Here is a 24,662-nt window from a genome sequence, read left to right as displayed (position 1 = left end):
GCCCATGGTCCGATGACTGCATGAGCTCCCTGCAGATCGCCGACGTCGACCTCACCCGCCCGGATGACCTCCGCGCCTGGAACGCCCTGCTCGGCGAGGGCTTCAACGCCGGGCGCGAGGCGGCCTGGTGGGCGAGCGCGGAGACCACGTTGGCGCAGTACGGGGACCCGAAGCCCGGTCGCACCTCGGTGCTGCTGACCGCGACTCTCGAGGGCCGTCCCGTCGGCGCCGCCGGGGCCGACGCGGACCCCGGGGAAGCCGCCGACGTCGAGATCTCCGTGCTGCCCGACGCCCGTCGTCAGGGCATCGGGACCGCGCTCGCCGAGGCGGTGCGCGAGCGCCTGCGGGGGGCTGCCGAGGTGGCGCAGGCGGAGACGTATTCCGAGGCCGGCGTCGCGTTCGGGACCGCGCTCGGTCTGCGCGCGGGCCATCAGGAGCATCGGCTGCTGCTGGACCTGCCCGTCGAGGCCGCCGCACTGCGCGCGCAGCAGCGGAGCGCACCGGGCGTGGAGGTGCGGTCGTGGACCGGGGCCTGCCCCGACGACGTGATCGAGGACTGGACGCGCCTGACCACCCAGATGGAGGAGGACGTGCCGATGGGCGACCTCACCCGGCCCGCCACCCGCAGCGACGTGAGCAGCGTGCGTCGCAGCGAGCAGCGGATGGCCGACCAGGGCTGGATCCTGGTGCGCAGCCTCGCCCGGCTCGACGGCAGGAGCGTCGGCTACACCGAGATCTTCGTGAACCGTCACGATCCCGAGATCCTCACCCAGGACGACACCCTCGTGGACCGCGGCCATCGCGGCCACGGCGTGGGCCGCGCCCTCAAGCTCGCCAACCTCGAGAATCTGATGACGCTCCACGAGGTGAACGACGCCCGGTGGATCCAGACCTATACCGCGTTGGACAACGCGCCGATGCTCGCGCTGAACCGCGCCATCGGCTTCCGGATCGTCGATCAGCTGACGATCCTCGAGGGGCCCGTCGGCTGATCAGCCCTGCGCCGGTGCGCTGATGTTCACCTGCCAGACGATGCCGAAGCGATCCGTGAACGAGCCGTAGACGTCGCCCCACATCTGCTTCTCCAGCGGCATCGTGATGCTGCCGCCCTCGGAGAGCCTCTCGTAGGCGCTGCGCAGGAGCGTCTCGTCGTCGCCCATCAGGGAGAGGGTGACGTTGGTGCCCGGGGTGAAGCCGTCGGGACTCATGCCCTCGATGACGTCCGAGACGTACAGACGGATCAGCTCGGTGACCTCGAGGGAGCCGTGCATGACCTTGTCCGCGGAGGGATGGTCGACCGGGACGGCGCCCGCCTCCCCGAAGGTCACGAACTGCGGGATCGCTCCGAGGGCGTGGCCGTAGAACTCGAAGGCCTCCCGGGAGTTCCCGTCGAAGTTGAGGTAGGGGTGCAGGGCTGCGGGCATGGTGTCCTCCTCGACGCCGGCGCGGGCTCGATGCCGCACGCTCGTCGCCGAGCGTAGGCCTCGGGGCCGACGAGCGGAATAGGCGGACCAGAGGAGCGGTGCCAGCCTCAGCCCCCGAAGAGGGCTCCGAGCGCTCCGAGGTCGACGTTCCCGAGCGTCACGGTGACGCCGGCCGCGGCGAGCAGGACGAACGCGATGACCCAGCCGATCATCGCGAGGATGTTCAGGAAGATCCCCCAGCCGGCACGGCCGCGGGCGAAGGGTTCGCTCCCGCGTGACGAGATCCCGAGGATCAGGCCCACGAGCGGAGCGATCAGCGTCCATCCCGCGAGGAGCGAGAGGATGCCGAGCAGCAGGCTCGCGGTGCCCTTGCCGGTTCCGTGGTGGGTGATCGTGCCGTAGGCAGTCACTGGAGATCCCTTCATGTGGTCGAGATGGTGCCCGGTGTGCCGGGCGATGCCGCCAGCCTAGGAACCGGCCCTGCCGCGGTGAGTCAGCCCGCGGTCTCGAGCGGGTCCACCCGCAGGGGGATCTCGCCACAGCTAGCCTGAGTCGATGCGGATCCGTGCAGTCGCCGTCGTGGTCGAGAACGGCCATCTCCTCGTGATGCGGCGCCGACGGGGCGGCCGGGAATACGTCGTGCTCCCGGGCGGCGGGATCGAGTCCGGAGAGAGTCCTCAGGCTGCCTGCCTGCGCGAGCTCGTCGAGGAGACCGGTCTGCAGGGGGAGCTGGGCGTGCTCCTGCCCATCCCTCTCGAGTCAGGAGCGCCGGCTCTGTACTTCGTGGTGCGCACCGAGTTCGCGCCGCCGGTGCTCGGCGGGCCGGAGGCGGACCGGTCAGACGCGGCCGACGTGTACGAGCCGTGCTGGATCCCGCTGGACCGTGTCGACGACCTCGCCCTCGTGCCGGAGGGCGCCCGGGCCGCGGTGCAGCATGTCGGGTCGCCCCCGCCAGGAGGTGCGCACTAGGCTCGACGCAGCCACGGCGCATGGCGGCGCCGACCTCTTTCCTGGGAGCCCCTCGTGACTGCGTCCGTCCCCGCACCCGACCAGCAGGACCTGCCTCCCGAACGCTTCGTCAGCGGCGATCCGTACGCCCTCGACCCTGCTGCGGTGAAGGAGCCGCCGGTCGGCTGGCGCGCCTCCTCGAAGTTCTTCGGGCCGGGCCTGATCGTCTCCGCGTCCGTCGTGGGCGCGGGGGAGCTCATCACCGCCACCTCGCTCGGCGCCCAGGCCGGGTTCGTGCTGCTGTGGCTGGTGTTCGTCTCGACCATCGTTAAGGTCGCCGTCCAGATGGAGATGGCGCGCTACTCCATCGTGACCGGCGAAGGCGGGATGGAGGGCTACAACCGGGTCCCTCCGCGGATCGGACCCGTCAGCTGGGTGTTCCTGATGTGGGCGCTCATGGCGATCAGCAAGCTCGTCCAGACCGGCGGGCTCATCGGCGGCATGGCGGCCGCTCTGTCGATCCTCGCGCCGCTGGGGTTCGGACCGCTCTCGCCGGCCGCCGTGACCCTCTGGGCCGTGGTCGTCACCGTCATCGCGATCGCCACCCTGATCTCGAACAGATACGGGCTGATCGAGAACGTCGCGACCATCCTGACCATGACGTTCGTGCTCGTCACGGTGCTCGTGGTGATCGCCCTGCCGTTCAGCGAGTTCGCGTACTCCGGCGGCGACCTCGCCTCCGGCTTCGGGCTGAAGCTCCCCCTCGGGGCGATCGGCATCGCCCTGACCATGTTCGGCCTCACCGGCGTGGCCTCCGAGGAGATCACGGCCTACACCTACTGGTGCCTGGAGAAGGGCTATGCCCGTTGGTCGGGTCCGAACGACGGCACCGAGGACTACCGCCGTCGGGCCCGTGGCTGGATCGCCGTCATGCAGAAGGACGCGATGGTCTCCTGGGTCGTCTACACCGTCTCCACCGCGGCGTTCTACATCCTCGGGGCCGCGGTCCTGCACCCGCAGGGCCTGGTCCCCGAGGGCAACGAGATGATCCTGACGCTGTCGGAGACCTTCGCCGGCGTCTTCGACGAGCCGGGCCGGATCATCTTCCTCATCGGTGCGCTCGCCGCGCTGGGCTCCACGATCTGGGCCGCGATCCCCTCGTGGTCACGATCCTGGGCCAACGCCCTGTCCATCATCGGGGTGTTCGACTGGACCGACGCCCGCAAGCGCAACGGCTGGATGCGGTTCTTCATCGCGCTGCTGCCGATCATCTGGCTGCTGACCTTCCTGTGGATCAACGAGCCGCTGGTGATGATCATGGTCGGCGGCATCGCGGGCGGTATCTTCCTGGCCGCCGTCGCCGTCTCCGCCCTCTACCTGCGCGGACGGATCGAGCCCGCGCTGCGGGGCGGTCGCTTCCTCCACGTCGCGCTGATCATCAGCGCGATCGCGATCATCGCGCTCGGGATCTACTCCGCGGCCACCACGGTGGTCGGCTGAGGCGGGTGAGAGGCCGTAGTCTACGCCCATGAGCATGTGGCAGGGCGACACCCTGAGCACGCTTCGCGAGGCGCTCCCGGACGCCGAGATCGAGGTCTACGGATCCATGCTCGAGCCGGCGTCCACCGATTCGTGGAGCGACCTGGACGTGATGGTTCGCGTCACGTCCCCTGTGTCTCTCGAGGCGGCACTCGGCGCGCCGCTGTGGGCCTGGCAATCGGTGCAGGACGGCGATGAGCACGTGGTGCGCGCCGTGCTCGATGATGGCCGACGGGTCGACCTCACGATCACGGGTGCCGAAGGGCTGCTCCCGGACCAACCTGCAGATAACGACATCCGGTTCGACGCGGCACTGGCGGCCGTGACGCTCGGGCGAGGCAGTCATCTGATCGGGCTCCATCTGACGCTCGGCATCATCCGCGAATCGCTCGTCCAGTGGATGGTCGCTGCAGATCGCCAGGAAGGAACCGCCCACCACCCCCACGCGACAGCCCTGGATGACCGCGCGGTGGACGAGCTCTCCCTGTTGCGCGTTCCCGCAGGGCCCGCGACGGCCCGGGCAGCGTACGAGCACTATTGCGCAGCTCGGGCGGCGGTTGAGCCAGGATTCGTGTCCGGCCTTGAAGGGCTGGACGCCGTGATCGCGAGGGGCTCTGACCGGGCGGGATGAGGTGGCCGCACCGCGAGATCGCTCTCGAGCAGCAGGCGCCCGAATCGACGGCGGCGTTCACCCGACTCCCCGCAGAACGTCACCTCCTGTTGAGTTACCCAGGAGTAGAGTTCCCGCGCAGTGCGACGAGACGGGAGTTCACAGTGAACGGAACGATCACGAGCAGGATCCAGAACGTCATGGTCTTCGACAGCCGGGCGGGGGTGATCACCGGGCCGCACGACATCGAGATCGCCGGCAGCACGATCAGCGCGATCAGTCCGTCGAAGGGCCCGAACCCGGCGCCATCGGGAGACGGTGCCTCGAGCGTCATCGACGGCACCGGTCGCACGGTGATCCCCGGACTGATCGACGCGCACTGGCACGCCGCCTTCACCGAGATCTCGCCGGCCGGAATGATGTCCGGAGATCCCGGGTATCTCTATGCGAAGGCCGTGGTCAGCGCCCGCAACACCCTGCAGCGCGGGTTTACGACCGTGCGGGACCTCGGCGGTCCCACGCACGGGCTGAAGCGCGCGATCGACGAGGGCGTCACGCCTGGGCCGCGCATCTATCCGTCCGGCGCCTTCATCTCGCAGAGCGGTGGCCACGGCGACTTCCGCATGCCGCACGAGGTGCCGCGCGGCGCGGCCGGTCACCTCAGCCGTGTCGAGCTGCTCGGCGTGGCCGCGATCGCCGACGGCGAGGCGGAGGTGCTGCGGGCCTCCCGCGAGGTGCTCCGCCAGGGAGCCACGCAGGTGAAGCTCATGGCCGGCGGAGGCGTGGCCTCCCACTACGACCCGCTGGACGTCTCCCAGTACACGGTCCCCGAGATGCGGGCGGCGGTCTCCGCCGCGGAGAACTGGGGGACGTACGTGACCGTGCACGCGTACACGCCGAGAGCGATCAGGACCGCCGTCGACGCCGGCGTGCGCTGCATCGAGCACGGTCAGCTGATCGACGAGGAGACCGCCGAGCTGCTCGCCGAGCATGACGTGTGGTGGAGCCTGCAACCGTTCCTGGACGACGAGGACGTGATCCCGATGTCCGGGCCGAGCCGGCAGAAGCAGCTGGCGATGGTCGCCGGCACCGACCGCGCCTATGAGCTCGCCATCGCCCACGGCATCAAGGTGGCGTTCGGGACGGATACCCTGTTCGACCCGCGCCTGGCCACCCGGCAGGGCGCCCAGCTCGCGAAGCTCACCCGCTGGTACACCCCGGCCCAGGCGCTCCAGCAGGCGACCATCCGCAATGCTGAGCTGCTGCGACTGTGCGGGGAGAGGAACCCGTACCCCGGGGTGCTCGGCGTGGTCGAGGAGGGGGCGATCGCCGACCTCGTGCTCGTGGAGGGCGACCCTCTCGAGGACATCTCGCTCCTCGCCCGCCCCGACGAGGCGTTCACGATGATCATGAAGGGCGGCCAGATCGTCGAGCGCGGGTGACGGTGCACGTCTGCGGGTGCGGTCAGGCGGGGAACGCTCGTCGGCCTGCGCTTCGCAAGGCGTCGAGGTCGTGACGCCAGCGCGTCGGCCACTCCTGCGCCACCCAGCTCGCATGGGGCTCGTGACCGCGCTCGCCGAGCCACTCCGCCTCGTCGATCGCCAGCTCGTGACGGCGCACTGCGGCGTCGACGATGTCGAGCGGTGCGGACCAGCCGTACCCCTCCAGCAGTGCCTCGGCGCGCTCCCGGCGACGCGCCTGCTCGGTCGCGGAGGGTTGGCCGTCCCGCGGAACAGCGTTGAGGGGGATCGTCCACAGGAGCGCATAGGCGAGGTCGTCGAAGGGGTCGCCCGGCCGGGCAGCGTCCCAGTCGAACAGGCCCGCCGCCCGCCCATCGAGCCAGGCGACGTTCCCAGGCTTCGGATCGCCGTGGCAGATGATCGTTCCGGGGCTGTGGGGAACCGACCACTGTGCTTCGGTGGGTGGGAGCCACGCCCGGGTGGCGTCGTGGACCGCGCGCAGGAGGCGGCCCATCGACCGTGCACCATCGGCCGGGACACCGTCCGGCCAGGCTTCGTCGCCGGCGACACCGGCCACGAGGGTCACGTACTCGAAGCGGTCGTCGATCCCCAGCGGCTCGGGTACGGGGAGGTCCTGCTCGCGCAGATGCCGCAGCAGCGCATGGACGGTCTCGGTCCACGGCTTCCGGGGGCGACGCACCGTCTTCCCGAGGAGGGTGATCTCCCGCGGCTCAGGCATGGCTCCCGTCCGGCCGCGCGGACTCAGCCCGCTCGGTCTCCTCGATCCGGTCTAGGACATCGAGCGTGGTGGTCGCGGAGACCGCCGGCGGCTCATCGCCCGCCCACCGCCTGCCATGGCTGACCCAGCCTGTTCTGCACCCTGCGGCTCTGCCGCCGGAGATGTCCGCCTCCGCGTGGTCACCGACCATCCAGGGGTCTTCTGTGCGGGCCAGTCCTTCGATCGCCGCTGCGAAGATCGTCGGATCGGGCTTCTTGACGCCGATGGCCTCGGAGATGATGACCCGATCGACCACGGCATCCAATCCGGTGACCTGCAGTTTCTGGGTCTGCTGCTCGATCATGCCGTTGGTGACGACCACGAGCGTCGTCCCTGCGGCACGGAGGCCGGCCAGGCGATCCAAAATTCCGCTGTAGCAGCGGACGAAAGGGGCATGGCCGAGCAGGAGGGTCTGCACGAGGTCCTCCCGCGAGGTGGTGAGCCCGAGCCGGTCACGGAGCCCGTCAGCCAGAACCGCCCGGTGCGTGTACCCATGCCCGTCGGCCTTGAGGAGCCAGTTCAGATCCTCCGGCCCCCCGCCGAGCTCGTCGAGGAACTCTGCGGCCCAGCGGGCGAAGGCGTCATCACGGTCGATGAGTGTGTTGTCGAGATCGAGGAGCAGCAGCATCGCCCGAGACTACCTACAGGCCCGCACAGGGAGAGCCCGACCCCGCGTAGCGTGCGGGGATGGCGAACAGAGCGCACACGGTGGTGGAGATCGTCCCGTACGACGACGGGTGGCCGTCCCGATTCCTCGCGAGCGCGGCGGAGCTGAGCGCTGTGCTTCCGGACGCCGTTATCGAGCACGTCGGCTCCACGAGCGTTCCGGGCCTCCCCTCGAAGGACACCATCGATATCGCGGTCGGCGTGCGCGATGTGGGGACCGTCCTGACCGGGCCGGTGCTTGCAGCTCTGGGGGCAGCGGGCTTCGCCTACATGCCGAGGTCCTTCGCCGACGATCCCGACCATGCCTTCCTCCACCGGATCGTCGACGACCACCGCACGGATCATGTGCACGTCGTGCCCAGCGGCTCGGTCACGTTCACCGACTACCTGCTTTTCCGCGGCTTCCTGAGGACGGTTCCGGATGCGGCGTGCCGCTATGAGGCCGCGAAGCTCGATCTCGCACGGCGATACGCGGGCCGCCGCTCCGTCTACGTCGACGAGAAGCAGGCAGTCGTGGACAGGTTGATGGACGAGGCACGTGCCTGGCGCGAACAGCGGTGAGCCACGTTGTCGGGATGCTGACTCCCTCCCTCTCCACCTCGGCCCGTGACGCTCCTACAGTGGGAGGCATGGCGAACGACGGAACCTTGCCCCTGAGCTGGACCCCGCTGATCGATTCCCTCGATCTCGTCGCACTTCCCGCGGCCGAGGCCGTTCGCGCCGGTGCGGTGCCGAGCGCGCGCGTTGCCCCCGTCGAGGACCACTTGGCCGACACCGCCGCGTTCTGTGAGGCCTACGGCGTGGACGAGACCACGACCGCGAACTGCGTGATCGTCAAGGGCCGCGGAGGCGGGTAGGACATCCTGGCTGCGGTGATTGTGCTCGCGAGCGACCGTGCGGACGTCAATCGCACGGTCAAGAAGCATCTCGGGGCGAGCAAGCTGTCCTTCGCACGCACCGAGGACACCGAGGTGCTGACCGGCATGACCAGCGGCGGTGTCACCCCGGTGGGTCTGCCGGCAGACTGGCCGGTGCTGATCGATCCCGCGGTGGCCGCGCTCGACGACGTGCTGATCGGCGGGGGAGTGCGCACGTCCAAGATCCTCGTCCCCGGCCATGAGCTGGCCGAGCTCGCCGGCGCCGAGGTGGTCCCGGTCGCGCTCTGACGACGGTCGTCCCGTCAGCGCCGGGCGGCCGTGAGCTCTTCCGGACTCAGCGCACGGCTGGCGAAGACCAGCCGCACCGCCTCCGGATCCGGGTTCCCGGCGTCGGGCCCGCGGTCGACGAGCTCCAGCCCGACCCGGCGGGCCACTGCCGCGGAGGCCGCGTTGTGCTCGAGCAGGTAGGCGATCACCGGAAGCGCCGGCCCCTCGGTGCGGGCGCGCGCCACGGCGTGGCGGGCGAGCTCCGTCGCGAAGCCTCGCCCCTGCGCTCGCACCGCGAAGCGGTAGCCGAGGTTCCAGGCGACGCCGTCCAGTGACGAGAGCCCGCCGTAGCCGATGACCTGCGCGACCCCGCGCTCCCGCACCACCCAGGTGGAGATGCCATCGCGCTCCCACTCGGCGTCCCACCGCTCCACGGCCTGCGCCGTACGCTCGATCTCCCGGTGCCGCCCGGAGGGCAGATGCGTCCACACGAGCGGGTCCGACAGGATCGCGAAGAGCTCCGGCACGTCCTCGCGGCGGGGTCGGTGCAGGGTCAGGCGGGACGTCGAGTCCTCGGGCTCGGCCCCTGAGAGGGGCTCCATATCCGGCATGCCGTGATCGTAGGACGAAGGGCCGACATGCCTAGGAGCGCTCCCGAAAGGTCCTCGTTCTGCCTGCTCGTCGGCTGAACCGGGGTCACCAGGCGTAAGCCTCCGGGGCCGGTCCGCCCGGGCCGGGGAAGATCTCGTCGAGCGTCGCCAGGTCCTCATCGGACAGCGAGATGTCGACGGCCTCGATCGCCGAGTCCAGCTGCTCCATGGTGCGCGGGCCGATGATCGGGCCGAGCACACCGGGCCGGTGCAGCAGCCACGCGAGAGCCGCCTGGCCGGGCGCCAGGCCGCGCTCGTCGCAGAAAGCCTCCCAGCGATCCAGCTGGTCGGTGAGGTCCGCGGGGTCATGGCGGCGGTCTGCTGTACCGCGGCGCACGCCCCCCTCGGAGCGGCCTCCGAGCTTGCCGCCCGAGAGCGGCGACCAGGCGATGACGCCCATCCCGTAGTGCTCCGCGGCAGGCAGCACCTCGAGCTCGACGTCGCGAGAGAACAGGTTGTACAGCGACTGCTCGGAGACGAGCCCCAGCGAGTGCCGGGCGCGGGCGGTCTCGTTGGCCTGCGCGAGATGCCAGCCGGCGAAGTTCGAGGAGCCGACGTAGCTGATCTTCCCCTGCGCGACCAGCAGGTCCATGGCCTGCCAGATCTCCTCCCAGGGGGCGGAGCGGTCCACGTGGTGCATCTGGTAGAGATCGATGTGGTCGGTCTGCAGGCGGCGCAGGGACTCGTCCACCGCGCGACGGATGTTCAGCGCGGAGAGCCCACGGTCGTTCGCACCGGGACCCATCTCGCCGAACACCTTGGTGGCCAGCACGATCTCGTCGCGCTTGCCGGTCCTGGCGAGCCAGCGGCCCACGATCTCCTCGGTCCAGCCCCTGTGCTCCTTCCCGCCATAGACGTTCGCGGTGTCGACGAAGGTCACGCCCTGCTCGAGGGCGCGGTCCATGATCGCGAAGGCATCGTCCTCCGCGGTGTGGGGGCCGAAGTTCATGGTGCCGAGGACGAGCCGGGAGACGGTCGCTCCGGTGCGTCCGAGCTGGGAGTACTGCATAGCTGATCACTCCTCGTGGTCGGCGGCGCCGCGACGTCGCGACCGGGACCCGCCACGAGGACCCTATGCCCGATGCTCGCTCGCGCAGGAGAACCGATCGGTCCGGCGCGAGGAGGTCAGCGCCAGGCCTTCGTGATCTCGTCGAGGTGGTCGGCCAGAGCGGCCTGCAGCAGCGGGCCGAAGCTCACGCGGCGTACACCGAGCTCCGTGAGCCGCGCGAGATCCAGGCCCTCCGGGATGGAGCCGTTCACCGGGTGGGCGGTGACGTTCAGCGGAGTGCTGACCGCGGCGAGCAGCGCCTTCAACGTCGCCACGTCCGGCAGTCCGACCGGGTAGAGCGAGTCGGCCCCGGCGCCCTCAAGCAGGTTCAGTCGAGTGATCGCCTCGGCCTGACGGTCCGGGATCTGCTCGTCGGTCTTGAACACGTCGGTGCGCCCGTTGATGACCAGATGGACCCCGGCCGCGTCGGCCGCCTGACGGACCCCGGCGATGTAGTCGGCGTGCTCCTGCGCCCCGCGCAGCCGACCCTCCGAGTGCACGGTGTCCTCGATGTTGACGCCGACGGCGCCCGCCTCCAGCACGCGCTCGACGAGCTCGCCAGCTGCGGTGTCGTAGCCGGACTCCACGTCGGCCGAGACCGGGACGTCCACGGCGCGGGCCACCCGGGCGATGCCTGCGAGGGCGTCCTCGAGGCTCATGTCCTCGCCGTCGCCGGCGCCGACGGAGTTCGCGACGGGGTGGCTGCCGACGGTCAGCGCCTCGAAGCCGGCGGAGACAGCGGCCTGGGCGGACCAGGCGTCCCACACGGTGGGCAGCACCACCGGGGTCGAACGGTGGTGCAGGGCGAGAAGGGAATCGGCGCGTGCGCTCAGTGAGGTCATGGGGCCATCCCACTCGGGAACACCGGGTTGGTCAAGGGTCGCGCTGGAGGCCCGTCCGCCGACAGCGCCGTTGACGTGACCCTCGGGAGATTGACTGCGGTCGCACGGGCCCTACGTGCACGCCATCGCCTGTGGAGCGCCTAGAGTGCTCATCGCATCGATCGTGGCGTGGACGTGCATGTCATGCCATCCGTCGGCGTGCAGGGCGCTCCCTCGGCGAGTGCCCTCCGCGTCGAATCCCGCTCTATCGGCAACGAGGCACGACACCGGGTTGAGGGTCGAATGCTCGAGCTCGACCCGGTGCATCCCGGCGGAGAACGCCCACCCGGTGGCCAAGCGCAGAGCACGGGACGCCACCCCGCGGCGGCGGGCGACGGTGCGAGTCCAGTAGGCGGCCGCGGCGGATCCATCGGAGTTGTCGAGCTTCAGGGTCATGCGTCCGGCGAGCTGGTCATCAAGGTCGACGGCCCAGCTCACAGCTGTTTCTGCCATCCATGCTGCGTGGGCGGACGCGACCCAGTCGTCGGCCTCGTCCGGGGTCAGGGACCGGGCGTGCCAACGCTGGATGGTCGGCTCCTGGTAGGCCGAGACGAGAGCTGGCGCATCAGCGTCGGCCCATGGGCGCAAGCGGATGGACCCGGCGGTGAGCACCGGCTGGTGCAGGCGGGACAGCGATCCGGGCGCGATGACCGGCGTCACGAAGGAGGGCACATCGGAAGCTTGGCAGCAGCCGTCGTCTCCGGCAACAGGGCGGGCCCACCTGATCGGCCGGCAGTCTGCTGTCTCCGAGGGCATCGCCCCGCAGACGTCGGCGTTTCTGCTGGCCGGCTCGCTCGTGCCGACGACCATCGCGGGTCATGGGTTCTGGGACATCGAGGACCCGGCCGCAAGGAAGATGCAGCGGGTTCAGTTCCTGAAGAATGCGACCATGGTGGGCGGTCTCGGCAACGGCATGACCTCATACGCCTATTTGATGCCGAGGTGCTGCGCGGTCTGCTCGACCTGTCGGCCCTCGTGCACCAGAGCGATGGCACGGGCGCGGAACTCGGGACGGTACGGCCCGGGCATGCAGTGAGCCTTCCATGAAGACCATCGTCTAGCGACGACAACTGGAATCCAAGCCGTAGGTAGGTCAGGTCAAGATGTCACTTATCAGCGCGGCAGCCCCAGGTGTCACCCACGCATATGGCAGCCCTGAGGGCGCGAGCCTCGCGGGGGCGGAGAACTCATCCTGACCCGAGCCGACGAACATGTCGGCGACACCGTGACCTCAAACAGCTACTGGGTATCCCTGGGAAGTGCGTCTGCCGCACGCTCGGCGCGTTCAATGAGGGGCCGCAAGGCGAGATACCCAGCAAATGACAGGGCCGCCATAATGGCGCTTGCCAAGAACTGTTCAACGATGACAAAGTATGAAAACGCAAGCAGGGTTAAGGCAAATAGGTTGATGATGATTTCACGCGCCACCGGCGATGATTTTCGTAGCGCAATTTTTAACGGAATCTCTGTAAAGCTTACGAAAAGTAACCAGACAATCGCAATTCCGAAGCTCGCGAGCAACGCCACGACGTGTCCGGTCCGAAGCGCAACGTCCATCAGGATCGCCACACCCATGACCGCCACAACGGGGGCGAGGCCGACAGCCAAGGACCCAACAACCAGCGCCCCAGCGGTCAGCCATCCCGCCACGTCCTTCATCGACAACTCTCAGCCAACGAACACGACGATCCAGTGCGCCGCCTGCTGGGAGGCGTCTGGCGGAATTCCGACGGCCATGAACCCCGTCGTCAGCCCAGCCTCCTCCCACGCCTCTGTGTTGTCGAGGACGTTGAGGATCTTATTGGTGTAAGGCCTTAGGGGCTTCGGCACCTTGTGACCGCCATACTTGAGGGCGGCCTTCACTGCCTTCTTTATGAGGGTCGGAACGAGCATGGGCACGACGACCAGCTTGCCAGTCTTCGCCTTCGCCTGATTCTCGGCGACTGCCTTGCCATACTCAGCCGCCTCCGCGGCCTCGGTGTCTCCGGCAGCCTCTGCAGCGGCCTGCACCTCCCGCCACTCGTCGACAGTGAGCTGAGGCAGGCCTTCGCTGTCGTCTGCGGTCGCAACGGCGCCGTCTGCCCAAGAGGGCGACGCGAGTGCTGCCATCGTGGAACCGGCGGCTGCAACACTTGCCGCTCGAAAGAATAGACGTCTCTTCACGTGATTTTCAACTTTCGACCCGTGGATGTTCGGTGTTTACGAAGCTCGCACAGGAATGCCGATGATGTCAAACGTCGGCTGACGACTTCAAGTCGACGCAATGCGAGCGCCGGCCCACACCTACCTCCCCAAAATCAGTGCACCGCGGCCCCTGACTCCGCAGCACGCTTCCGCATGTGTCGACGCACCCGGGCTGTAGGCACATTTGAAAGCTGTGATCTCGCAGAAGTCCGACGGGATCGCTCACGGCAAGAAGAAGGGCACTCGGGGTGGACGCCCACCCGGTCTCGATCAGACCTCCTATGCTGGCCGCAAAATCTTCGAGCGGCAGTTCGGACCGGCCAAACAGTGGCGCGGGATCGCCACCCACTACGAGAAGCACGCCATCATCTGTCGAGCCAGCGTCGTCCTCTGCGCCGTCATCGCCTGGCTACGCAAATAGGCAACGCGCCCTAGCCGCGCAGCCGCTCGGCCAGCGGTACTGCGTCGAGCGGAATCTGCGCTGCGGGCAGCGGGATCGGTGTCGGCCCGCCCGGGACGGGGATCCCGACGATCGCGGTCCAGGTGTCCTCGGGATGCGGGGGAGGGCCGGGCACGTCGCGCATCATCGCCGACTCCAGCGTTTCGGTGACGTGTGAGTCGATCAGCAGCACGTCCTCGTCGGCGCTGCGGTCGATGACCGCCGCGACGCAGGCCTCCATGTCCTCCCGGGCCGTCGGCCCTTCGTGCGGACGCGACTCCATGGAGATCTCGATGCCGCCATCGGGCTCCGGCGGCCAGGCGAGAGCCTGCGCAGCGATCGCTCCGTCGCGCAGCAGCACCACGCTGTGGTCGGGATCGAAGCTGCCGTCGCCGCCCGGTGCGAAGTCCGGAGCGTTCTCCGCCCGCAGCTCAGCCGGTGCGGCGGCCGGGGACCAGCGGGCGTGCTGGGCGGTGTAGTGCTCGACGTAGAGATCCAGCATCTCTTCGCGTCGTGCATCGTCGATGGGGGTGGCGTGGAGGCCGTCGGGTGTCGTGCGGTGCGCCGCCGCCCAGGTGCGCATCGCCTCGTCGACCACGTAGCGCCACGGCGGCATGAGCTGCACCAGCACACCGCCGTGGCGGGCGCACAGCTCCAGCAGCTCGGTCTCATGGGTCGCGGGTTTCAAGCGAAGCGGCAGGCGCGAGACCTCGATCTGCGCCTCGAGCAGCGCGTCGGCGATCTCGGCCCATGAGTGCTCGCCTCGGGCCTCCTCGGCCTCCTCGGCCACCTCGAGCACGAGGCTGCGGGAGTCGGGATGGAAGCTGTTGTCGATGCCTCGACAATGCCCGAGCACTCGACCCGAGCTGTCGGTCGCGACCACGGAACGGCAGTTGTCCCCCTCGCGCCAGCGGTCCGGAAGCAGATCGTCGAAGGACGAATCCGCGGTATCGGCGGACGTGGCGGGGCGGGTGGTCATCGGCGACATGGGCCTACGCTAACTGGCGGGCACCACGGCCCGGTGCGACATGATGGTCCGGTGCCGCACGGCGACGCCGCCCTCGCCACCTCGATCACAGGAGATCCCATGGCCCACACGCTCGATCCCACCAAGGCCCTGCACACCTGGTCCGTGTTCCGGACGATGGGGCGTTTCGTCGCGCCGGGTTCTGCGCCCTCGGGCGTGCTGACCGAGAACACCTCCGGTGGCGGTCTGGACCTGCTCGAGCTGCCCGGGCAGCTCGCAGAGCACGGCTTCGCCAGCGCGCAGCTGTGCCACTTCTACCTGCCTCGCACCGAGTCCGCCTACCTCGCCGAGGTGCGCGACGCCTTCGACACTGCGGGCGTCGACCTCGAGTGCTTCCTCGTGGACGACGGGGACGTGCTCCACCCCGAGCACGGAGAACAGCAGCAGCGCTGGTTGTCGGGCTGGATCGACGTCGCCGAGCAGCTCGGTGCCCCTCGGGTGCGGGTGCCTGCCGGGGACCAGGCCCCGTCGGACGAGACGATCGCGCTCAGCGCGCGTCGGCTCCGCGCCCTCGCGGCGGAGCACCAGGGCATCCGGGTGATCACCGAGAACTGGAAGTCGCTGCTGATCGACGCGGACGTCACGCAGCGGCTCTTCGAGCAGCTCGAGGGCCAGGTCGGCCTGCTCATCGACACCGGCAACTGGACTGGAGAGGACAAGTACGACCAGATCGCGGCCGTGGCCGGACGGGCGGAGTGCTCCCAGGTCAAAGCCCGCGAATCCGCCCCGGGCGTGCTCGACGCCGTCGACCTCACCCGCGCGCTCACCGTGCTGCGCGACGTCGGCTACGCGGGCCGGATCTCATACGTCTACGCCGGCACGGACGACGACGAGTGGGGCCGACTCGACGAGATGCACGCGATCGCGCGCACCGTCACCGGCTGACGGAAGGCACGCTCACCACTCCTCGTGCTCGCGCGAGTCCCAGGCCTTCTCCTCGCCGCGGTCCAGACTCGCCAGGAGATGGCGGTCCTCGTCGTCGAGATGGAGCGCTGCGAGGTCGAGGTTCAGGCGCTGCCGGCCCGGATCGGAGGAGCGGGGGATCACGACGATCTCCCGGTCCACGGCCCAGCGCAGCGCGACCTGCGCGACGGAGACGTCGTGCTTCGCGGCGACCGTGCGCAGCGCGAACTGCTCGGAGAGGCCGTCCCGGGTGCCGAGCGGACCCCACGCCTCGGTGACGATGCCGTGCTCGCGGTGGAACGCGTCCGGCTCCTGGCGGGGGAGGGCCAGGGAGAGCTGGATCTGGTTGATCTCGGGCCACTGCCCGGTCTCGTCGAAGAGCTCCTGGAGCTGCTCGGGCCGGAAGTTGGAGACGCCGGCGTGGGTGACGAGGCCTTCGGTCCGCAGGTCCAGCAGAGTGCGCCAGGTGTCGACCATCAGCCCGCGCGAGGGGTTCGGCCAATGGATCAGGGCGATGCCCACGCTCTTCAGCCCCAGGCGGCGAAGGGACTCGAGGATCCCGGTGCGGGCGGCCTCCCGGCCGTGATCGCCGCCGGCGACCTTCGTGGTCACGAGCACCTCGGCGGGATCCACGCCGCTGCGGCGCACGGCCTCACCCACGGCCGTCTCGTTCCCGTACCGGGCGGCCGTGTCCAGCAGCCGATAGCCGGTGCGCAGTGCGGAGACGATCACTTCGACCCCGGCGGGGCCCTGGGCGCCGCCGGTGCCGAAGCCGATCAGCGGGATCGGGGAGCCGTCGGCGAAGGCTGTGGTGGGGACCTCGGGGGATGCGGGGCTGCTCATGGTGATGGCCTCCTGGCCGATGCAGTGCGAGGAATGCGGTTGCACACACACTACGGCGAGGCGGCTGCGTCGGCGAGGGTCAGCGGCTGAGGGTGAGGTCCTCGGCCGGCGAGGGCGCCCCCTCGAGAACGTCGTCGGCCTCGTCGGCCTCGTCGATCTCGACCGGTGCCGCCGTGCGGGGCGGGCGGCGCAGCCCGATGCCGACCGTGCTCAGGCAGAGCGCGCAGATCACGGCGACGATCACGAGCCCGCCGGTGTACGACAGCACCGGGGTGAGGGCGGCCAGGATCGTGGGCAGCAGGAAGCCGAGGTAGGACAGCGAGTAGTAGACGCCCGTGATCCCGGCGAGGTCCCGCGGGGACGCGAGCGACTGGGCGATGATCAGCCCGGAGACCACGCACACGCCGTAGGACGCACCGAGCAGCGCGGCCACCGCGACGACCAGCACGGGATCGTGCAGGTCGCTCGCGACCGCGGCCAGGACCATCCCGACGGTCATGCCGCTCATGCCCACCAGCAGCGCGCGGCCACGGGTGAGGCGGTTCAGCAGCCCGACGGCCCCCTGTGCGAGGGCGCCGACGCCGAGGGTGAGCACGGTCAGGCCGGTCGCGTAGATCGTCGCCGAGTCCCCGAGGTGCTCCTCGACGGTGCTGGGCAGGATCGCGTAGGCAACACCGGCGGCGGCGAACACCCAGGGGGCGGCCGGCAGCACGAGACGCACGAAGACCGGGTGCCCGGCCGACGGGACCCGCAGATCGTCGCGCAGGGAGCCGCGGGCTCGCAGCGCGCGCGGCAGGCTCTCCGGCGCGGTGGCCAGGGCCGCCGCCGCGACCAGGCACAGGAGCAGATGGGCGAGGTAGGGCATCTGGCCCGGCAGCGGGACGAACTGGGCGAGCGATCCGGTGACGCCCGCGCCGATCGCGAAGCCGAGGGTGAGCGTCATCGAGGAGCGTCGGGCCCCGGCGGTCGCCGTGGCGGAGGGATCGTGCGGCGGGGCGGAGAGCTCCTTGATCCAGCTCGAGCCGACGGACATGCCCACGCCCACCCCGATCCCGGCGAGGGCGCGCCCGATGCACAGCACCAGGAAGCTGCTCATCCCCGCCGCGAGCAGGGTGCTCGCGACCATGGCGCCGAGCAGGCCCACGATCGCCAGGGGCTTGCGGCCCCAGCGGTCCGAGAGCGCGGCGGCCAGCAGCATGCCGGGGATCAGCCCGACCACGTACATGCCCAGCAGCAGGTTCGCCTGCCACGGCGCGTAGCCACCGACCGTCTCGTACACGTGCAGCAGGGGCGTGAAGTGATTGCCGCCCCAGGCGAGCACGAAGCCCGTCGGGGCCACCCGCAGCCAGGCGGGCACGGGGCGGCGGCTCCGGCGGCTCACGGCATGACCTCGTAGTGCTCGTGACCGGAGGTGAGGTGGTGGTCGATGAGCTCGCGGAAGGTCGCGACGTCCTGCCTGCGGATGGCGTCGGTGAGCTCGACGTGCTCGCGGTGGAGCGCGGCGAGGTCGGCCGACGCAGCGGTGACCGCGAGGCGGGTCAGGCGGACCAGGCGCGGGGCGAGCGTGCGGAGGATCTCGTCGACGACGTGGTTGTCGTCGTGCGCGGCGATCTGCAGGTGGAACGAGTAGTCGTGCAGGACGAAGTCCGTCGGCCGGCCGACGGCGTCCGCCTGGGCGGCGAGGATCGGTTCGAGCCGGCCGAGCAGGCTCTCCCGCAGTGCGTCGTCGCCCACGATGCGGGCCACCGCATGGCTCTCGAGCATCGAGCGCACCGACAGCAGCTCGCGACGCTCCCGTGCCGTGGGGTTCGTGACCAGGGCGCCCTTCTTCGGCACCAGACGCACCAGCCCCCACCTCTCGAGCTGCAGCATCGCCTCGCGGGACGGGGTGCGGCTCGCCCCGTGCCGGGCGGCGACGTCGACCTCGGTGAGCAGGTCGCCGGGATCGATGTCGCCCTCGGCGATCTTCCGGGCCACGGACGCGGCGATGCGATCGGCGATCGGGCGGCTCTCGGGCACGTCGAGCCAGGGCAGTTCGAGGGACTCCATGCGCTCCAGGCTAATGCATGCATCAATGGATGCAACATGGGTGGCGGGCGGAGTGGCGCACCGGACAGGTGTGGTCCAGTCCGCATGCGCCCGCTCGGCTCTACGAGCTGCGCGCCCACTTCCTGGCGGGCGCGGTCCAGGTGCTCAGTGAGGTGACGAGCTGCTCCGGATCGTCGGAGACGATCAGTGACGCACGGAGGTGCTCCGCGAGGAATCCGGCGGACGTCATGGAGTCGAGGGCCGCCAGGAGGGGCTGCCAGTAGCCCGCGATGTCGTACAGGGCCACCGGCTTGTGGTGGATCCCCAGGTGCTGCCAGGTCCAGACCTCGAAGAGCTCCTCGAGCGTGCCCGCACCACCGGGGAGGGCTACGAAGGCATCCCCCAGCTCGGCCATCCGCAGCTTGCGTGAGTGCATGTCCGGCACGACGTCGAGGTGCGTGATCGTTTCATGGGCGATCTCCTCGTCGACCAGCGACTGCGGCATCACGCCGTGCACCTCGCCGCCGGCCTCCATGGCCGCTCCGGCGAGAGTCCCCATGAGCCCCACGCGACCACCGCCGTAGACGATGCCGATCCCTGCCGTTGCGAGTTCGCGGGCGAGCGCCGTCGTCCCGTGTGCGAACACGTCCGAGCTGCCCGTCGCGGAGCCGCTGAAGATCGTGATCATCGACGGAGTCCGTTTCGCCGTGGTCAGGGGGTCTCCGGGTGCGGGCATGGGTTCCTCCAGGGCGTGCGGGGCAGTGGGCGGCGACGAGTCTCGCACAGCCGCCCGCCTCGGCGACGTCGGTTCCGCAGCCTGCGAGACGTCCCGGCGCGCCGGCGGCGGTGGAGGTGTAGCATCTGGCAAGTTCGTGCCGACGAACTATTCAAGGCCGAGATGACGAAGATGACGAAGAGGGGTGTGTTGGAGTGCGTACACAGTGGTGGCGGGCGGCGGGACTGGTGCTCGCCGGGGCCCTCGTGCTCGCTGGGTGCGGTGGCGGATCCCGCGCTGGAGAGGCCGACAGGCCGGTCGTGCTGACCACGTTCACCGTGCTCGCGGACATCGCGCAGAACGTCGCCGGGGACCACCTCGCGGTCGAGTCGATCACCAAGGTCGGGGCGGAGATCCACGGCTACGAGCCCACGCCCCGTGACATCGCCAAGGCATCGGAGGCGGACCTCATCGTGGACAACGGCCTGGGCCTCGAGCTGTGGTTCGAGCAGTTCGTGGAGTCCGTGGACGTCCCCCACGTCGTCGTCTCGGAGGGAGTGGACGTCCTGGACATCACCGGTGACGTCGACGCCGGGAAGCCGAATCCGCATGCGTGGATGAGCCCGGTGAACGTGCAGATCTACGTGGACAACATGGTCGAGGCGTTCAGCGAGCTCGATCCGGAGCATGCGACGGACTACGAGGCCAACGGCGAGGAGTACAGGTCCGAGCTCCAGGGGGTGCAGGACGGCCTGGAGGAGGAGCTGGCCGCGCTGCCGGAGAACGAGCGCGCGCTGGTCACCTGCGAGGGGGCGTTCTCCTACCTCGCCCGGGATGCCGGGCTCACGGAGCAGTTCATCTGGCCCGTCAACGCCGAGCAGCAGGCCACTCCGCAGCAGGTCGCCGCAGTGATCGACTACGTCGACTCCCAGGGGGTGCCCGCCGTGTTCTGCGAGTCGACGGTCTCGGACAAACCCATGCAGCAGGTGGTCGAGGCGACCGACGCGGACTTCGGCGGGACGCTCTACGTCGATTCCCTCTCCGGCCCCGACGGCCCGGTGCCCACCTACCTCGATCTCCTCCGGCACGACGCGGACGTCATCGTCGAGGGCCTCTCCGGGAGCGCGGCATGACGGCCGCGATCCACGTGCGGGACGTGACGGTCCGCTACGGCGAGGTGGTCGCGCTGGAGGGCGCGAGCGTCGAGGTCGCCGCCGGGCGCGTGACCGGTCTGGTCGGGATGAACGGCTCGGGGAAGTCGACCCTGTTCAAGGCGATCATGGGCATGGTGCGTCCCGATACGGGCACTGTCCTCATCAATGGTGCGGACACGCGCGCGGCGCGCTCCGGCGGGATCGTCGGCTATGTCCCGCAGAGCGAGGACGTCGACTGGACCTTCCCGGTCTCCGTGCGGGACGTGGTGATGATGGGGCGCTACGGGCTGCAGGGCATCACCCGTCGGCCGAGGGCCGTCGATCGTGCGGCGGTCGAGGAGGCGCTGGCGCGAGTGGAGCTGACCGAGTACGCCCACCGCCAGATCGGGCAGCTCTCCGGCGGGCAGAAGAAGCGGGCCTTCGTGGCGCGGGGCATCGCCCAGGGGGCGCAGGTGCTGCTGCTGGACGAGCCGTTCGCCGGCGTCGACAAGCGCAGCGAGGCCACCATGGTCGCGCTGCTGCGCGAGCTCGCGGCGGAGGGTCGCACGATCCTGGTCTCCACCCATGATCTCCACGCCCTCCCGCAGCTCGCCGACGAGACGGTGCTCCTGCAGCGCAGGGTGCTCTTCCACGGGTCCGTCGCCGAAGCCCTCACCCCGCAGAAGCTCGCGCTCACCTTCGGCCTCGACCCGCTCGGTGCGCTGGGGAAGGACGGTGCCGCATGAGCATCCTCGAGCTGGTGGTCCAGCCGCTGCAGTACGACTTCATGGTGCGCGCCCTGGTCGCGACCGTGGTAGCCGCGATCGTGTGCGCCCTGCTCTCGTGCTGGCTGGTGCTGGTCGGCTGGTCCCTGATGGGCGATGCCGTCTCCCATGCCGTCCTGCCGGGAGTGGTCCTCGCCTACGTGGTCGGCGCACCGTTCGCGGTCGGCGCCCTCGTCTTCGGGCTCCTGGCCGTGGTGCTCATCGGGGTGATCCGCGGGACGAGCCGGGTCAAGGAGGACGCCGCGATCGGCATCGTGTTCACCGCGCTGTTCGCCCTCGGCCTGGTGCTCATCTCCATCACGCCCAGCCAGACCGACCTGAACCACATCATCTTCGGCAACATCCTCGGGGTCTCCCGGGGCGATCTCCTCCAGATCTGCGTGCTGGCCTCGATCGCCTTCGTGCTGCTGCTCCTCAAGCGCCGGGACCTCACGCTCTACGCCTTCGATCCTCTCCACGCCCAGGCGATCGGTCTGTCGCCACGAGCGCTCGGGGCGCTCCTCCTGGGCCTGCTGGCGCTGACCGCCGTGGTCGCACTGCAGGTCGTCGGGGTGATCCTCGTGGTGGCGATGCTCATCGTCCCCGGTGCCACCGCGCATCTGCTCACCGACCGGTTCAGCCGGATGCTCCTCATCGCGCCGGCCGTCTCCGTGGCCTCGTCCGTGGTGGGGATCCTGCTGAGCTACTGGCTGGATGCCTCCTCGGGCGGCCTCGTCGTGCTCGTCCAGAGCGGCGTGTTCGCCCTCGTCCACCTCTTCGAGCCGCGGCGGGGCCTGCTGGGCAGGGTCGTCACCGCGCGCCGACGTCGCGCGCGAGGCAGGAGCGCTGCGGACCCCGCCGAGCCGGGCGCCGCAGAGCCGGACCCTGCGACGAGCAGGTCATGACGCGGAGGAAGTCGCCGAGTCCCCGGTGACCGCGACCCAGACGGAGCTCGTCGCGGACCGTCCCAGCGAGATGCTCGCCGCGGCCCCGGTGACGGCCACCTCGATCGCCTCGGAGAACGGCGCGCCGGGGCGGACGTCGAGCACGGTGCCCACGCCGATGCCCTGCTCAGCGAAGAACGTGAGCAGTCGCGGATCGTCGTCGGAGATCCGCTCCACCTGAGCGCTCGACCCCGCAGGGACGGTCGAGAGCAGCACCGCATCCGGGCGGGCGACCTGCCCGTCGGCGCCGGGGATGGGATCGCCGTGCGGATCGCGCACGGGATGCCCGAGATGCTGATCGATCCGCTCGACCAGGAAGTCGGAGACCGCGTGCTCGAGGTGCTCGGCCTCGTCATGGACCTGATCCCAGCTGTACCCGAGCACCTCGACGAGGAACGTCTCGATCAGGCGGTGGCGGCGCACCATCGCCAGGGCATACTCGTGCCCCTGGGTGCTGAGCCGGATGGCGCCGTACCGCGTGTGCTCGAGCAGGCCCTGCTCGGTCAGCTTCCGCACCGCGTCCGAGACCGTCGACATCTTCACGCCGACGCGAGCGGCGAGGGCGGAGGCGGTGACCGGGTCCTCGGACCATTCCCCCAGGCTCCAGATCGCTTTCAGGTAGTTCTGGGTGCTGATGGAGAGTTCGGTGACGGACATGCTCGAACGCTAGCAAACCCTCGAGTTCGCCCACCCGAACTCGAGGGAACGATGCGATGCTCCTGCTGGCGTCCTGCGCAGCTCCCGGGACGACATATGCTCGCCGGGTTCTCGCCATCCTCGGGAGGGGCCCATGCAGATCCTCGACGCGACCGCGGCGCACGCCGCGGGGATCACCGCGGTCTACAACCACGTGGTGCAGCACACCACGGCCATCTGGAACGACGACACCGTGGACGTCCGCAACCGCGCGGACTGGATCGCGGCCCGGCAGCAGGCGGACTTCCCGGTGCTGGTCGCGGTCGACGAGACGGGCGCCGTGATGGGCTACGCCAGCTACGGGCCGTGGCGCCCGCACGACGGCTACCGCCACACCGTCGAGCACTCCGTCCACGTGCGCGAGGGCCTGCGCGGGCGCGGCATCGGCACCCTGCTGCTGCATGCCGTCATCGATCGAGCGCGTGCGCAGGGGCGGCACGTGATGATCGCGGGGGTGGATGCGGGCAACGAGGCGTCCCTGCGGATGCACGAGCGCCTGGGTTTCGAGCGCACCGGCGTGCTCCGCGAGGTCGGCACCAAGTTCGGCCGCTGGCTCGACCTCGCGTTCCTGCAGCTGGTGCTCTAGCGGGTCGCTGGTCTCTGGTCGCGGTTCCCAGGTCTCTGGTCGCGGTCATCGGGCCGGTGCTGTGTGCGGTCCGGTCGCGCGCGGGCCGGTGGTGACGTCAAGTGGCGATATTGCCAGAGCTCGTTGCCATCGGCCCGGCCGTGACACACCTGCCCGGCGGGGACGCTGTGAGCCCGGTGGGGACGCAGCGAGCGTGCCCCGGGCCGGTATCCTCGGCGCAGCATGCCAGGGCGAGCGACGAGCGAGGGAGGGCGATGATCGGCAGCGCCGAGCGGGACGAGGAGGCACTGCCCCTTCCCGCCCGTGGCCGGGGTGTCGCTCCGAGCCTCGGTCAGGTCGAGGCGATGATCGCGGTGATCGACCACGGATCGTTCACCGCTGCCGCTGAGGCCCTGCAGATCTCCCAGCCCTCGCTCTCCCGCCGCATCCATACGCTCGAGGAGGCTCTGGGCCTCCTCCTGTTCGCGCCGGTCGGACGGCGGATGGAGGTCACGGAGAGCGGCCGCGGCGTGGTCGCGGCCGGCCGTCGGGCCCTGGCGGAGATGGGGTCGATCGAGGCGATGGCAGCCTCCGCCCGCTCCCTGACCACCGGCTCGCTGCGGGTCGCCGGGCTGCCGTCGCTCGTGGCCAGCATCGTCACGGACCTGGTCGGGCGCTTCCATCGAGCGCATCCCGGGGTGCGGGTGGAGGTCTTCACGGTCGACGACGCCGAGGAGCTCTTCGATGCGGTCCGTGTGGGTCGGGCGGATGCCGCCGCCGGGGTCATCGACCGGGTTCCCGCCGACCTCGCCGTGACACCGCTGCCCGCGCAGCAGTTCGCCGCCGTGCTCCCCACCCTCGAGGGAGCAGTGGGCGATGAGGCGCCGCTGGCCGCCGAGGACCTGGCGGACAGGACCCTCGTGACCCTGCCCCGGGGCACGTCGATCCGTCAGCTCACCGATTCCGTCTACCGGTCTTTGGGGGTCGTCGCGTCTCGGGTCATCACGACCACGCAGCGTGACAGCCTGGTGCCGCTCAGCGTCGCGGCCGACGGCGTCACGCTCGTCCCCGAGGTGCTCGCGCGGACCGCCCCTGCGTTCGGGGGCCGTCTGGTCCCGCTCCGCTCACCGGTGCAGCGCTCCATCGGGATCATCCACCGACCTGTCGCGCAGGCCAATCCGGCGCTGCACGGATTGATGGAGCTGATGGAGCCCGCGGAAGGCGACCCACCTGCAGGGACACCGCCCGTATAGCGCCGGTGCATGGGTCGTG

At 70.0% G+C, this 24,662-nt stretch carries 30 protein-coding genes and 1 pseudogene; 15 read left to right on the top strand and 16 right to left on the bottom strand.

What is annotated here, in order from left to right; all coding sequences use genetic code 11:
* Window positions 1-20: 20 nt before the first annotated feature.
* Window positions 21-992 carry a GNAT family N-acetyltransferase gene (locus CIK71_RS08770; RefSeq protein WP_096164837.1) on the top strand — a complete coding sequence of 324 codons (972 nt, stop codon included), beginning with the start codon at window positions 21-23 and terminating at the stop codon, window positions 990-992.
* Here CIK71_RS08770 and CIK71_RS08765 read toward each other — a convergent pair whose 3' ends face one another.
* Together CIK71_RS08765 and CIK71_RS08760 are read right to left on the bottom strand one after the other, a co-directional pair.
* Complete coding sequence (locus CIK71_RS08765; RefSeq protein ID WP_096164918.1) at window positions 993-1,424, bottom strand: VOC family protein; 432 nt, start codon at window positions 1,422-1,424, stop codon at window positions 993-995.
* Window positions 1,425-1,531: 107 nt separating this feature from the next.
* Window positions 1,532-1,834, bottom strand: a complete 303-nt coding sequence (locus CIK71_RS08760; RefSeq protein ID WP_096164835.1) for a hypothetical protein — start codon at window positions 1,832-1,834, stop codon at window positions 1,532-1,534.
* A gap of 145 nt (window positions 1,835-1,979) precedes the next feature.
* On the opposite strand from CIK71_RS08760, the gene CIK71_RS08755 reads away from it, so the two are divergent.
* From CIK71_RS08755 to CIK71_RS08740, 4 genes are all read left to right on the top strand, one after another.
* Window positions 1,980-2,393, top strand: coding sequence for an NUDIX domain-containing protein (locus tag CIK71_RS08755; protein ID WP_096164833.1), 414 nt, complete (start codon window positions 1,980-1,982; stop codon window positions 2,391-2,393).
* Between the two features lie 54 nt (window positions 2,394-2,447).
* Complete coding sequence (locus CIK71_RS08750) at window positions 2,448-3,872, top strand: Nramp family divalent metal transporter (protein ID WP_217990156.1); 1,425 nt, start codon at window positions 2,448-2,450, stop codon at window positions 3,870-3,872.
* Window positions 3,873-3,900: 28 nt separating this feature from the next.
* Complete coding sequence (locus CIK71_RS08745; RefSeq protein WP_141393705.1) at window positions 3,901-4,542, top strand: hypothetical protein; 642 nt, start codon at window positions 3,901-3,903, stop codon at window positions 4,540-4,542.
* A 143-nt stretch (window positions 4,543-4,685) separates the two neighbouring features.
* Window positions 4,686-5,963 (top strand): metal-dependent hydrolase family protein, encoded by a 1,278-nt coding sequence (locus CIK71_RS08740; RefSeq protein WP_217990155.1) that lies wholly within the window; start codon window positions 4,686-4,688, stop codon window positions 5,961-5,963.
* A 22-nt stretch (window positions 5,964-5,985) separates the two neighbouring features.
* On the opposite strand, the gene CIK71_RS08735 is transcribed toward CIK71_RS08740, so the two are convergent.
* Window positions 5,986-6,720, bottom strand: a complete 735-nt coding sequence (locus tag CIK71_RS08735; protein ID WP_096164827.1) for a phosphotransferase enzyme family protein — start codon at window positions 6,718-6,720, stop codon at window positions 5,986-5,988.
* Window positions 6,713-7,387 (bottom strand): HAD family hydrolase, encoded by a 675-nt coding sequence (locus tag CIK71_RS08730; protein ID WP_096164825.1) that lies wholly within the window; start codon window positions 7,385-7,387, stop codon window positions 6,713-6,715. The genes CIK71_RS08735 and CIK71_RS08730 overlap by 8 nt, the downstream gene beginning before the upstream one ends.
* A 59-nt stretch (window positions 7,388-7,446) precedes the next feature.
* Here CIK71_RS08730 and CIK71_RS08725 point away from each other — a divergent pair, with 59 nt between their 5' ends.
* The 3 genes from CIK71_RS08725 (at window position 7,447) to CIK71_RS18005 (ending at window position 8,591) form a co-directional block, all read left to right on the top strand.
* Complete coding sequence (locus tag CIK71_RS08725) at window positions 7,447-7,986, top strand: GrpB family protein (protein WP_096164823.1); 540 nt, start codon at window positions 7,447-7,449, stop codon at window positions 7,984-7,986.
* 68 nt (window positions 7,987-8,054) lie between these two features.
* Window positions 8,055-8,282, top strand: coding sequence for a YbaK/EbsC family protein (locus CIK71_RS18010; protein WP_245857416.1), 228 nt, complete (start codon window positions 8,055-8,057; stop codon window positions 8,280-8,282).
* A 15-nt stretch (window positions 8,283-8,297) separates the two neighbouring features.
* Window positions 8,298-8,591: a YbaK/EbsC family protein gene (locus CIK71_RS18005; protein WP_245857414.1), complete on the top strand. Its 294-nt coding sequence runs from the start codon at window positions 8,298-8,300 to the stop codon at window positions 8,589-8,591.
* A 14-nt stretch (window positions 8,592-8,605) separates the two neighbouring features.
* Here the strand turns inward: CIK71_RS18005 and CIK71_RS08715 are convergent, their stop codons facing one another.
* From CIK71_RS08715 to CIK71_RS08690, 6 genes are all read right to left on the bottom strand, one after another.
* On the bottom strand, window positions 8,606-9,181 hold the full coding sequence (locus tag CIK71_RS08715) for a GNAT family N-acetyltransferase (RefSeq protein ID WP_245857412.1): 576 nt from the start codon (window positions 9,179-9,181) through the stop codon (window positions 8,606-8,608).
* Between the two features lie 85 nt (window positions 9,182-9,266).
* Window positions 9,267-10,229 carry an aldo/keto reductase gene (locus CIK71_RS08710; RefSeq protein ID WP_096164822.1) on the bottom strand — a complete coding sequence of 321 codons (963 nt, stop codon included), beginning with the start codon at window positions 10,227-10,229 and terminating at the stop codon, window positions 9,267-9,269.
* Between the two features lie 116 nt (window positions 10,230-10,345).
* Entirely contained in the window at window positions 10,346-11,110 is a 765-nt protein-coding gene (locus CIK71_RS08705) for an isocitrate lyase/PEP mutase family protein (RefSeq protein ID WP_096164821.1), read from the bottom strand.
* Between the two features lie 111 nt (window positions 11,111-11,221).
* Window positions 11,222-11,905 carry a GNAT family N-acetyltransferase gene (locus tag CIK71_RS08700; protein WP_096164909.1) on the bottom strand — a complete coding sequence of 228 codons (684 nt, stop codon included), beginning with the start codon at window positions 11,903-11,905 and terminating at the stop codon, window positions 11,222-11,224.
* Window positions 11,906-12,388: 483 nt separating this feature from the next.
* Window positions 12,389-12,808, bottom strand: a complete 420-nt coding sequence (locus CIK71_RS08695) for a hypothetical protein (RefSeq protein ID WP_096164820.1) — start codon at window positions 12,806-12,808, stop codon at window positions 12,389-12,391.
* Between the two features lie 9 nt (window positions 12,809-12,817).
* A complete protein-coding gene (locus tag CIK71_RS08690) occupies window positions 12,818-13,258 on the bottom strand; it encodes a hypothetical protein (protein ID WP_096164819.1) in 441 nt (146 codons plus the stop codon).
* Between the two features lie 259 nt (window positions 13,259-13,517).
* Here CIK71_RS08690 and CIK71_RS08685 point away from each other — a divergent pair.
* A pseudogene (locus tag CIK71_RS08685) lies at window positions 13,518-13,754 on the top strand (IS5/IS1182 family transposase); the annotation flags it as partial.
* 10 nt (window positions 13,755-13,764) lie between these two features.
* On the opposite strand, the gene CIK71_RS08680 reads toward CIK71_RS08685, so the two are convergent.
* Window positions 13,765-14,760, bottom strand: coding sequence for a hypothetical protein (locus CIK71_RS08680; protein WP_096164817.1), 996 nt, complete (start codon window positions 14,758-14,760; stop codon window positions 13,765-13,767).
* A gap of 99 nt (window positions 14,761-14,859) precedes the next feature.
* On the opposite strand from CIK71_RS08680, the gene CIK71_RS08675 reads away from it, so the two are divergent.
* Window positions 14,860-15,684 carry a sugar phosphate isomerase/epimerase family protein gene (locus CIK71_RS08675; protein ID WP_096164907.1) on the top strand — a complete coding sequence of 275 codons (825 nt, stop codon included), beginning with the start codon at window positions 14,860-14,862 and terminating at the stop codon, window positions 15,682-15,684.
* Between the two features lie 12 nt (window positions 15,685-15,696).
* Here the strand turns inward: CIK71_RS08675 and CIK71_RS08670 are convergent, their stop codons facing one another.
* From CIK71_RS08670 to CIK71_RS08655, 4 genes are all read right to left on the bottom strand, one after another.
* On the bottom strand, window positions 15,697-16,545 hold the full coding sequence (locus tag CIK71_RS08670) for an aldo/keto reductase (RefSeq protein ID WP_096164815.1): 849 nt from the start codon (window positions 16,543-16,545) through the stop codon (window positions 15,697-15,699).
* Window positions 16,546-16,624: 79 nt separating this feature from the next.
* Window positions 16,625-17,926: an MFS transporter gene (locus tag CIK71_RS08665; RefSeq protein ID WP_245857411.1), complete on the bottom strand. Its 1,302-nt coding sequence runs from the start codon at window positions 17,924-17,926 to the stop codon at window positions 16,625-16,627.
* Window positions 17,923-18,594 (bottom strand): GntR family transcriptional regulator, encoded by a 672-nt coding sequence (locus tag CIK71_RS08660; protein WP_096164811.1) that lies wholly within the window; start codon window positions 18,592-18,594, stop codon window positions 17,923-17,925. Before CIK71_RS08660 ends, CIK71_RS08665 begins: the two co-directional genes overlap by 4 nt.
* 100 nt (window positions 18,595-18,694) lie before the next feature.
* Window positions 18,695-19,309, bottom strand: a complete 615-nt coding sequence (locus CIK71_RS08655) for an LOG family protein (protein WP_096164810.1) — start codon at window positions 19,307-19,309, stop codon at window positions 18,695-18,697.
* A 194-nt stretch (window positions 19,310-19,503) separates the two neighbouring features.
* On the opposite strand from CIK71_RS08655, the gene CIK71_RS08650 reads away from it, so the two are divergent.
* Genes CIK71_RS08650 through CIK71_RS08640 form a run of 3 tightly spaced genes read left to right on the top strand, consistent with a single transcriptional unit; the run spans window position 19,504 to window position 22,090 of the window.
* Window positions 19,504-20,421 (top strand): metal ABC transporter substrate-binding protein, encoded by a 918-nt coding sequence (locus tag CIK71_RS08650; RefSeq protein WP_096164808.1) that lies wholly within the window; start codon window positions 19,504-19,506, stop codon window positions 20,419-20,421.
* Window positions 20,418-21,167: a metal ABC transporter ATP-binding protein gene (locus CIK71_RS08645; RefSeq protein WP_096164807.1), complete on the top strand. Its 750-nt coding sequence runs from the start codon at window positions 20,418-20,420 to the stop codon at window positions 21,165-21,167. Before CIK71_RS08650 ends, CIK71_RS08645 begins: the two co-directional genes overlap by 4 nt.
* Window positions 21,164-22,090, top strand: a complete 927-nt coding sequence (locus CIK71_RS08640; RefSeq protein ID WP_096164805.1) for a metal ABC transporter permease — start codon at window positions 21,164-21,166, stop codon at window positions 22,088-22,090. The genes CIK71_RS08645 and CIK71_RS08640 overlap by 4 nt, the downstream gene beginning before the upstream one ends.
* On the opposite strand, the gene CIK71_RS08635 is transcribed toward CIK71_RS08640, so the two are convergent.
* Entirely contained in the window at window positions 22,085-22,786 is a 702-nt protein-coding gene (locus CIK71_RS08635) for a metal-dependent transcriptional regulator (protein WP_096164803.1), read from the bottom strand. The two genes, CIK71_RS08640 and CIK71_RS08635, sit on opposite strands and share 6 nt — an antisense overlap.
* A gap of 133 nt (window positions 22,787-22,919) precedes the next feature.
* Between CIK71_RS08635 and CIK71_RS08630 the strand changes: the two genes are divergently transcribed.
* Window positions 22,920-23,411 carry a GNAT family N-acetyltransferase gene (locus CIK71_RS08630; protein WP_096164801.1) on the top strand — a complete coding sequence of 164 codons (492 nt, stop codon included), beginning with the start codon at window positions 22,920-22,922 and terminating at the stop codon, window positions 23,409-23,411.
* A gap of 254 nt (window positions 23,412-23,665) precedes the next feature.
* Window positions 23,666-24,643 carry a LysR family transcriptional regulator gene (locus tag CIK71_RS08625; RefSeq protein WP_096164799.1) on the top strand — a complete coding sequence of 326 codons (978 nt, stop codon included), beginning with the start codon at window positions 23,666-23,668 and terminating at the stop codon, window positions 24,641-24,643.
* The last annotated feature ends 19 nt before the right edge of the window (window positions 24,644-24,662 follow it).

Origin of the sequence: Brachybacterium alimentarium (assembly GCF_002332425.1) — a bacterium.
Classification (GTDB): Bacteria; Actinomycetota; Actinomycetes; order Actinomycetales; family Dermabacteraceae; genus Brachybacterium; species Brachybacterium alimentarium.
This window is presented reverse-complemented; position numbering and strand designations above follow the sequence as displayed.

What these genes read in the sequence shown, in the direction of transcription:
- CIK71_RS08770 (WP_096164837.1), top strand. Translation starts at nt 21, where the DNA reads ATGAGCTCCCTGCAGATCGCCGACGTCGACCTCACCCGCCCGGATGAC.
- CIK71_RS08765 (WP_096164918.1), bottom strand. Translation starts at nt 1,424, where the DNA reads ATGCCCGCAGCCCTGCACCCCTACCTCAACTTCGACGGGAACTCCCGG.
- CIK71_RS08755 (WP_096164833.1), top strand. Translation starts at nt 1,980, where the DNA reads ATGCGGATCCGTGCAGTCGCCGTCGTGGTCGAGAACGGCCATCTCCTC.
- CIK71_RS08745 (WP_141393705.1), top strand. Translation starts at nt 3,901, where the DNA reads ATGAGCATGTGGCAGGGCGACACCCTGAGCACGCTTCGCGAGGCGCTC.
- CIK71_RS08735 (WP_096164827.1), bottom strand. Translation starts at nt 6,720, where the DNA reads ATGCCTGAGCCGCGGGAGATCACCCTCCTCGGGAAGACGGTGCGTCGC.
- CIK71_RS08730 (WP_096164825.1), bottom strand. Translation starts at nt 7,387, where the DNA reads ATGCTGCTGCTCCTCGATCTCGACAACACACTCATCGACCGTGATGAC.
- CIK71_RS08725 (WP_096164823.1), top strand. Translation starts at nt 7,447, where the DNA reads ATGGCGAACAGAGCGCACACGGTGGTGGAGATCGTCCCGTACGACGAC.
- CIK71_RS18010 (WP_245857416.1), top strand. Translation starts at nt 8,055, where the DNA reads ATGGCGAACGACGGAACCTTGCCCCTGAGCTGGACCCCGCTGATCGAT.
- CIK71_RS08715 (WP_245857412.1), bottom strand. Translation starts at nt 9,181, where the DNA reads ATGCCGGATATGGAGCCCCTCTCAGGGGCCGAGCCCGAGGACTCGACG.
- CIK71_RS08710 (WP_096164822.1), bottom strand. Translation starts at nt 10,229, where the DNA reads ATGCAGTACTCCCAGCTCGGACGCACCGGAGCGACCGTCTCCCGGCTC.
- CIK71_RS08705 (WP_096164821.1), bottom strand. Translation starts at nt 11,110, where the DNA reads ATGACCTCACTGAGCGCACGCGCCGATTCCCTTCTCGCCCTGCACCAC.
- CIK71_RS08700 (WP_096164909.1), bottom strand. Translation starts at nt 11,905, where the DNA reads ATGCCCTCGGAGACAGCAGACTGCCGGCCGATCAGGTGGGCCCGCCCT.
- CIK71_RS08695 (WP_096164820.1), bottom strand. Translation starts at nt 12,808, where the DNA reads ATGAAGGACGTGGCGGGATGGCTGACCGCTGGGGCGCTGGTTGTTGGG.
- CIK71_RS08690 (WP_096164819.1), bottom strand. Translation starts at nt 13,258, where the DNA reads ATGGCAGCACTCGCGTCGCCCTCTTGGGCAGACGGCGCCGTTGCGACC.
- CIK71_RS08680 (WP_096164817.1), bottom strand. Translation starts at nt 14,760, where the DNA reads ATGTCGCCGATGACCACCCGCCCCGCCACGTCCGCCGATACCGCGGAT.
- CIK71_RS08675 (WP_096164907.1), top strand. Translation starts at nt 14,860, where the DNA reads ATGGCCCACACGCTCGATCCCACCAAGGCCCTGCACACCTGGTCCGTG.
- CIK71_RS08670 (WP_096164815.1), bottom strand. Translation starts at nt 16,545, where the DNA reads ATGAGCAGCCCCGCATCCCCCGAGGTCCCCACCACAGCCTTCGCCGAC.
- CIK71_RS08660 (WP_096164811.1), bottom strand. Translation starts at nt 18,594, where the DNA reads ATGGAGTCCCTCGAACTGCCCTGGCTCGACGTGCCCGAGAGCCGCCCG.
- CIK71_RS08655 (WP_096164810.1), bottom strand. Translation starts at nt 19,309, where the DNA reads ATGCCCGCACCCGGAGACCCCCTGACCACGGCGAAACGGACTCCGTCG.
- CIK71_RS08645 (WP_096164807.1), top strand. Translation starts at nt 20,418, where the DNA reads ATGACGGCCGCGATCCACGTGCGGGACGTGACGGTCCGCTACGGCGAG.
- CIK71_RS08640 (WP_096164805.1), top strand. Translation starts at nt 21,164, where the DNA reads ATGAGCATCCTCGAGCTGGTGGTCCAGCCGCTGCAGTACGACTTCATG.
- CIK71_RS08635 (WP_096164803.1), bottom strand. Translation starts at nt 22,786, where the DNA reads ATGTCCGTCACCGAACTCTCCATCAGCACCCAGAACTACCTGAAAGCG.
- CIK71_RS08630 (WP_096164801.1), top strand. Translation starts at nt 22,920, where the DNA reads ATGCAGATCCTCGACGCGACCGCGGCGCACGCCGCGGGGATCACCGCG.
- CIK71_RS08625 (WP_096164799.1), top strand. Translation starts at nt 23,666, where the DNA reads ATGATCGGCAGCGCCGAGCGGGACGAGGAGGCACTGCCCCTTCCCGCC.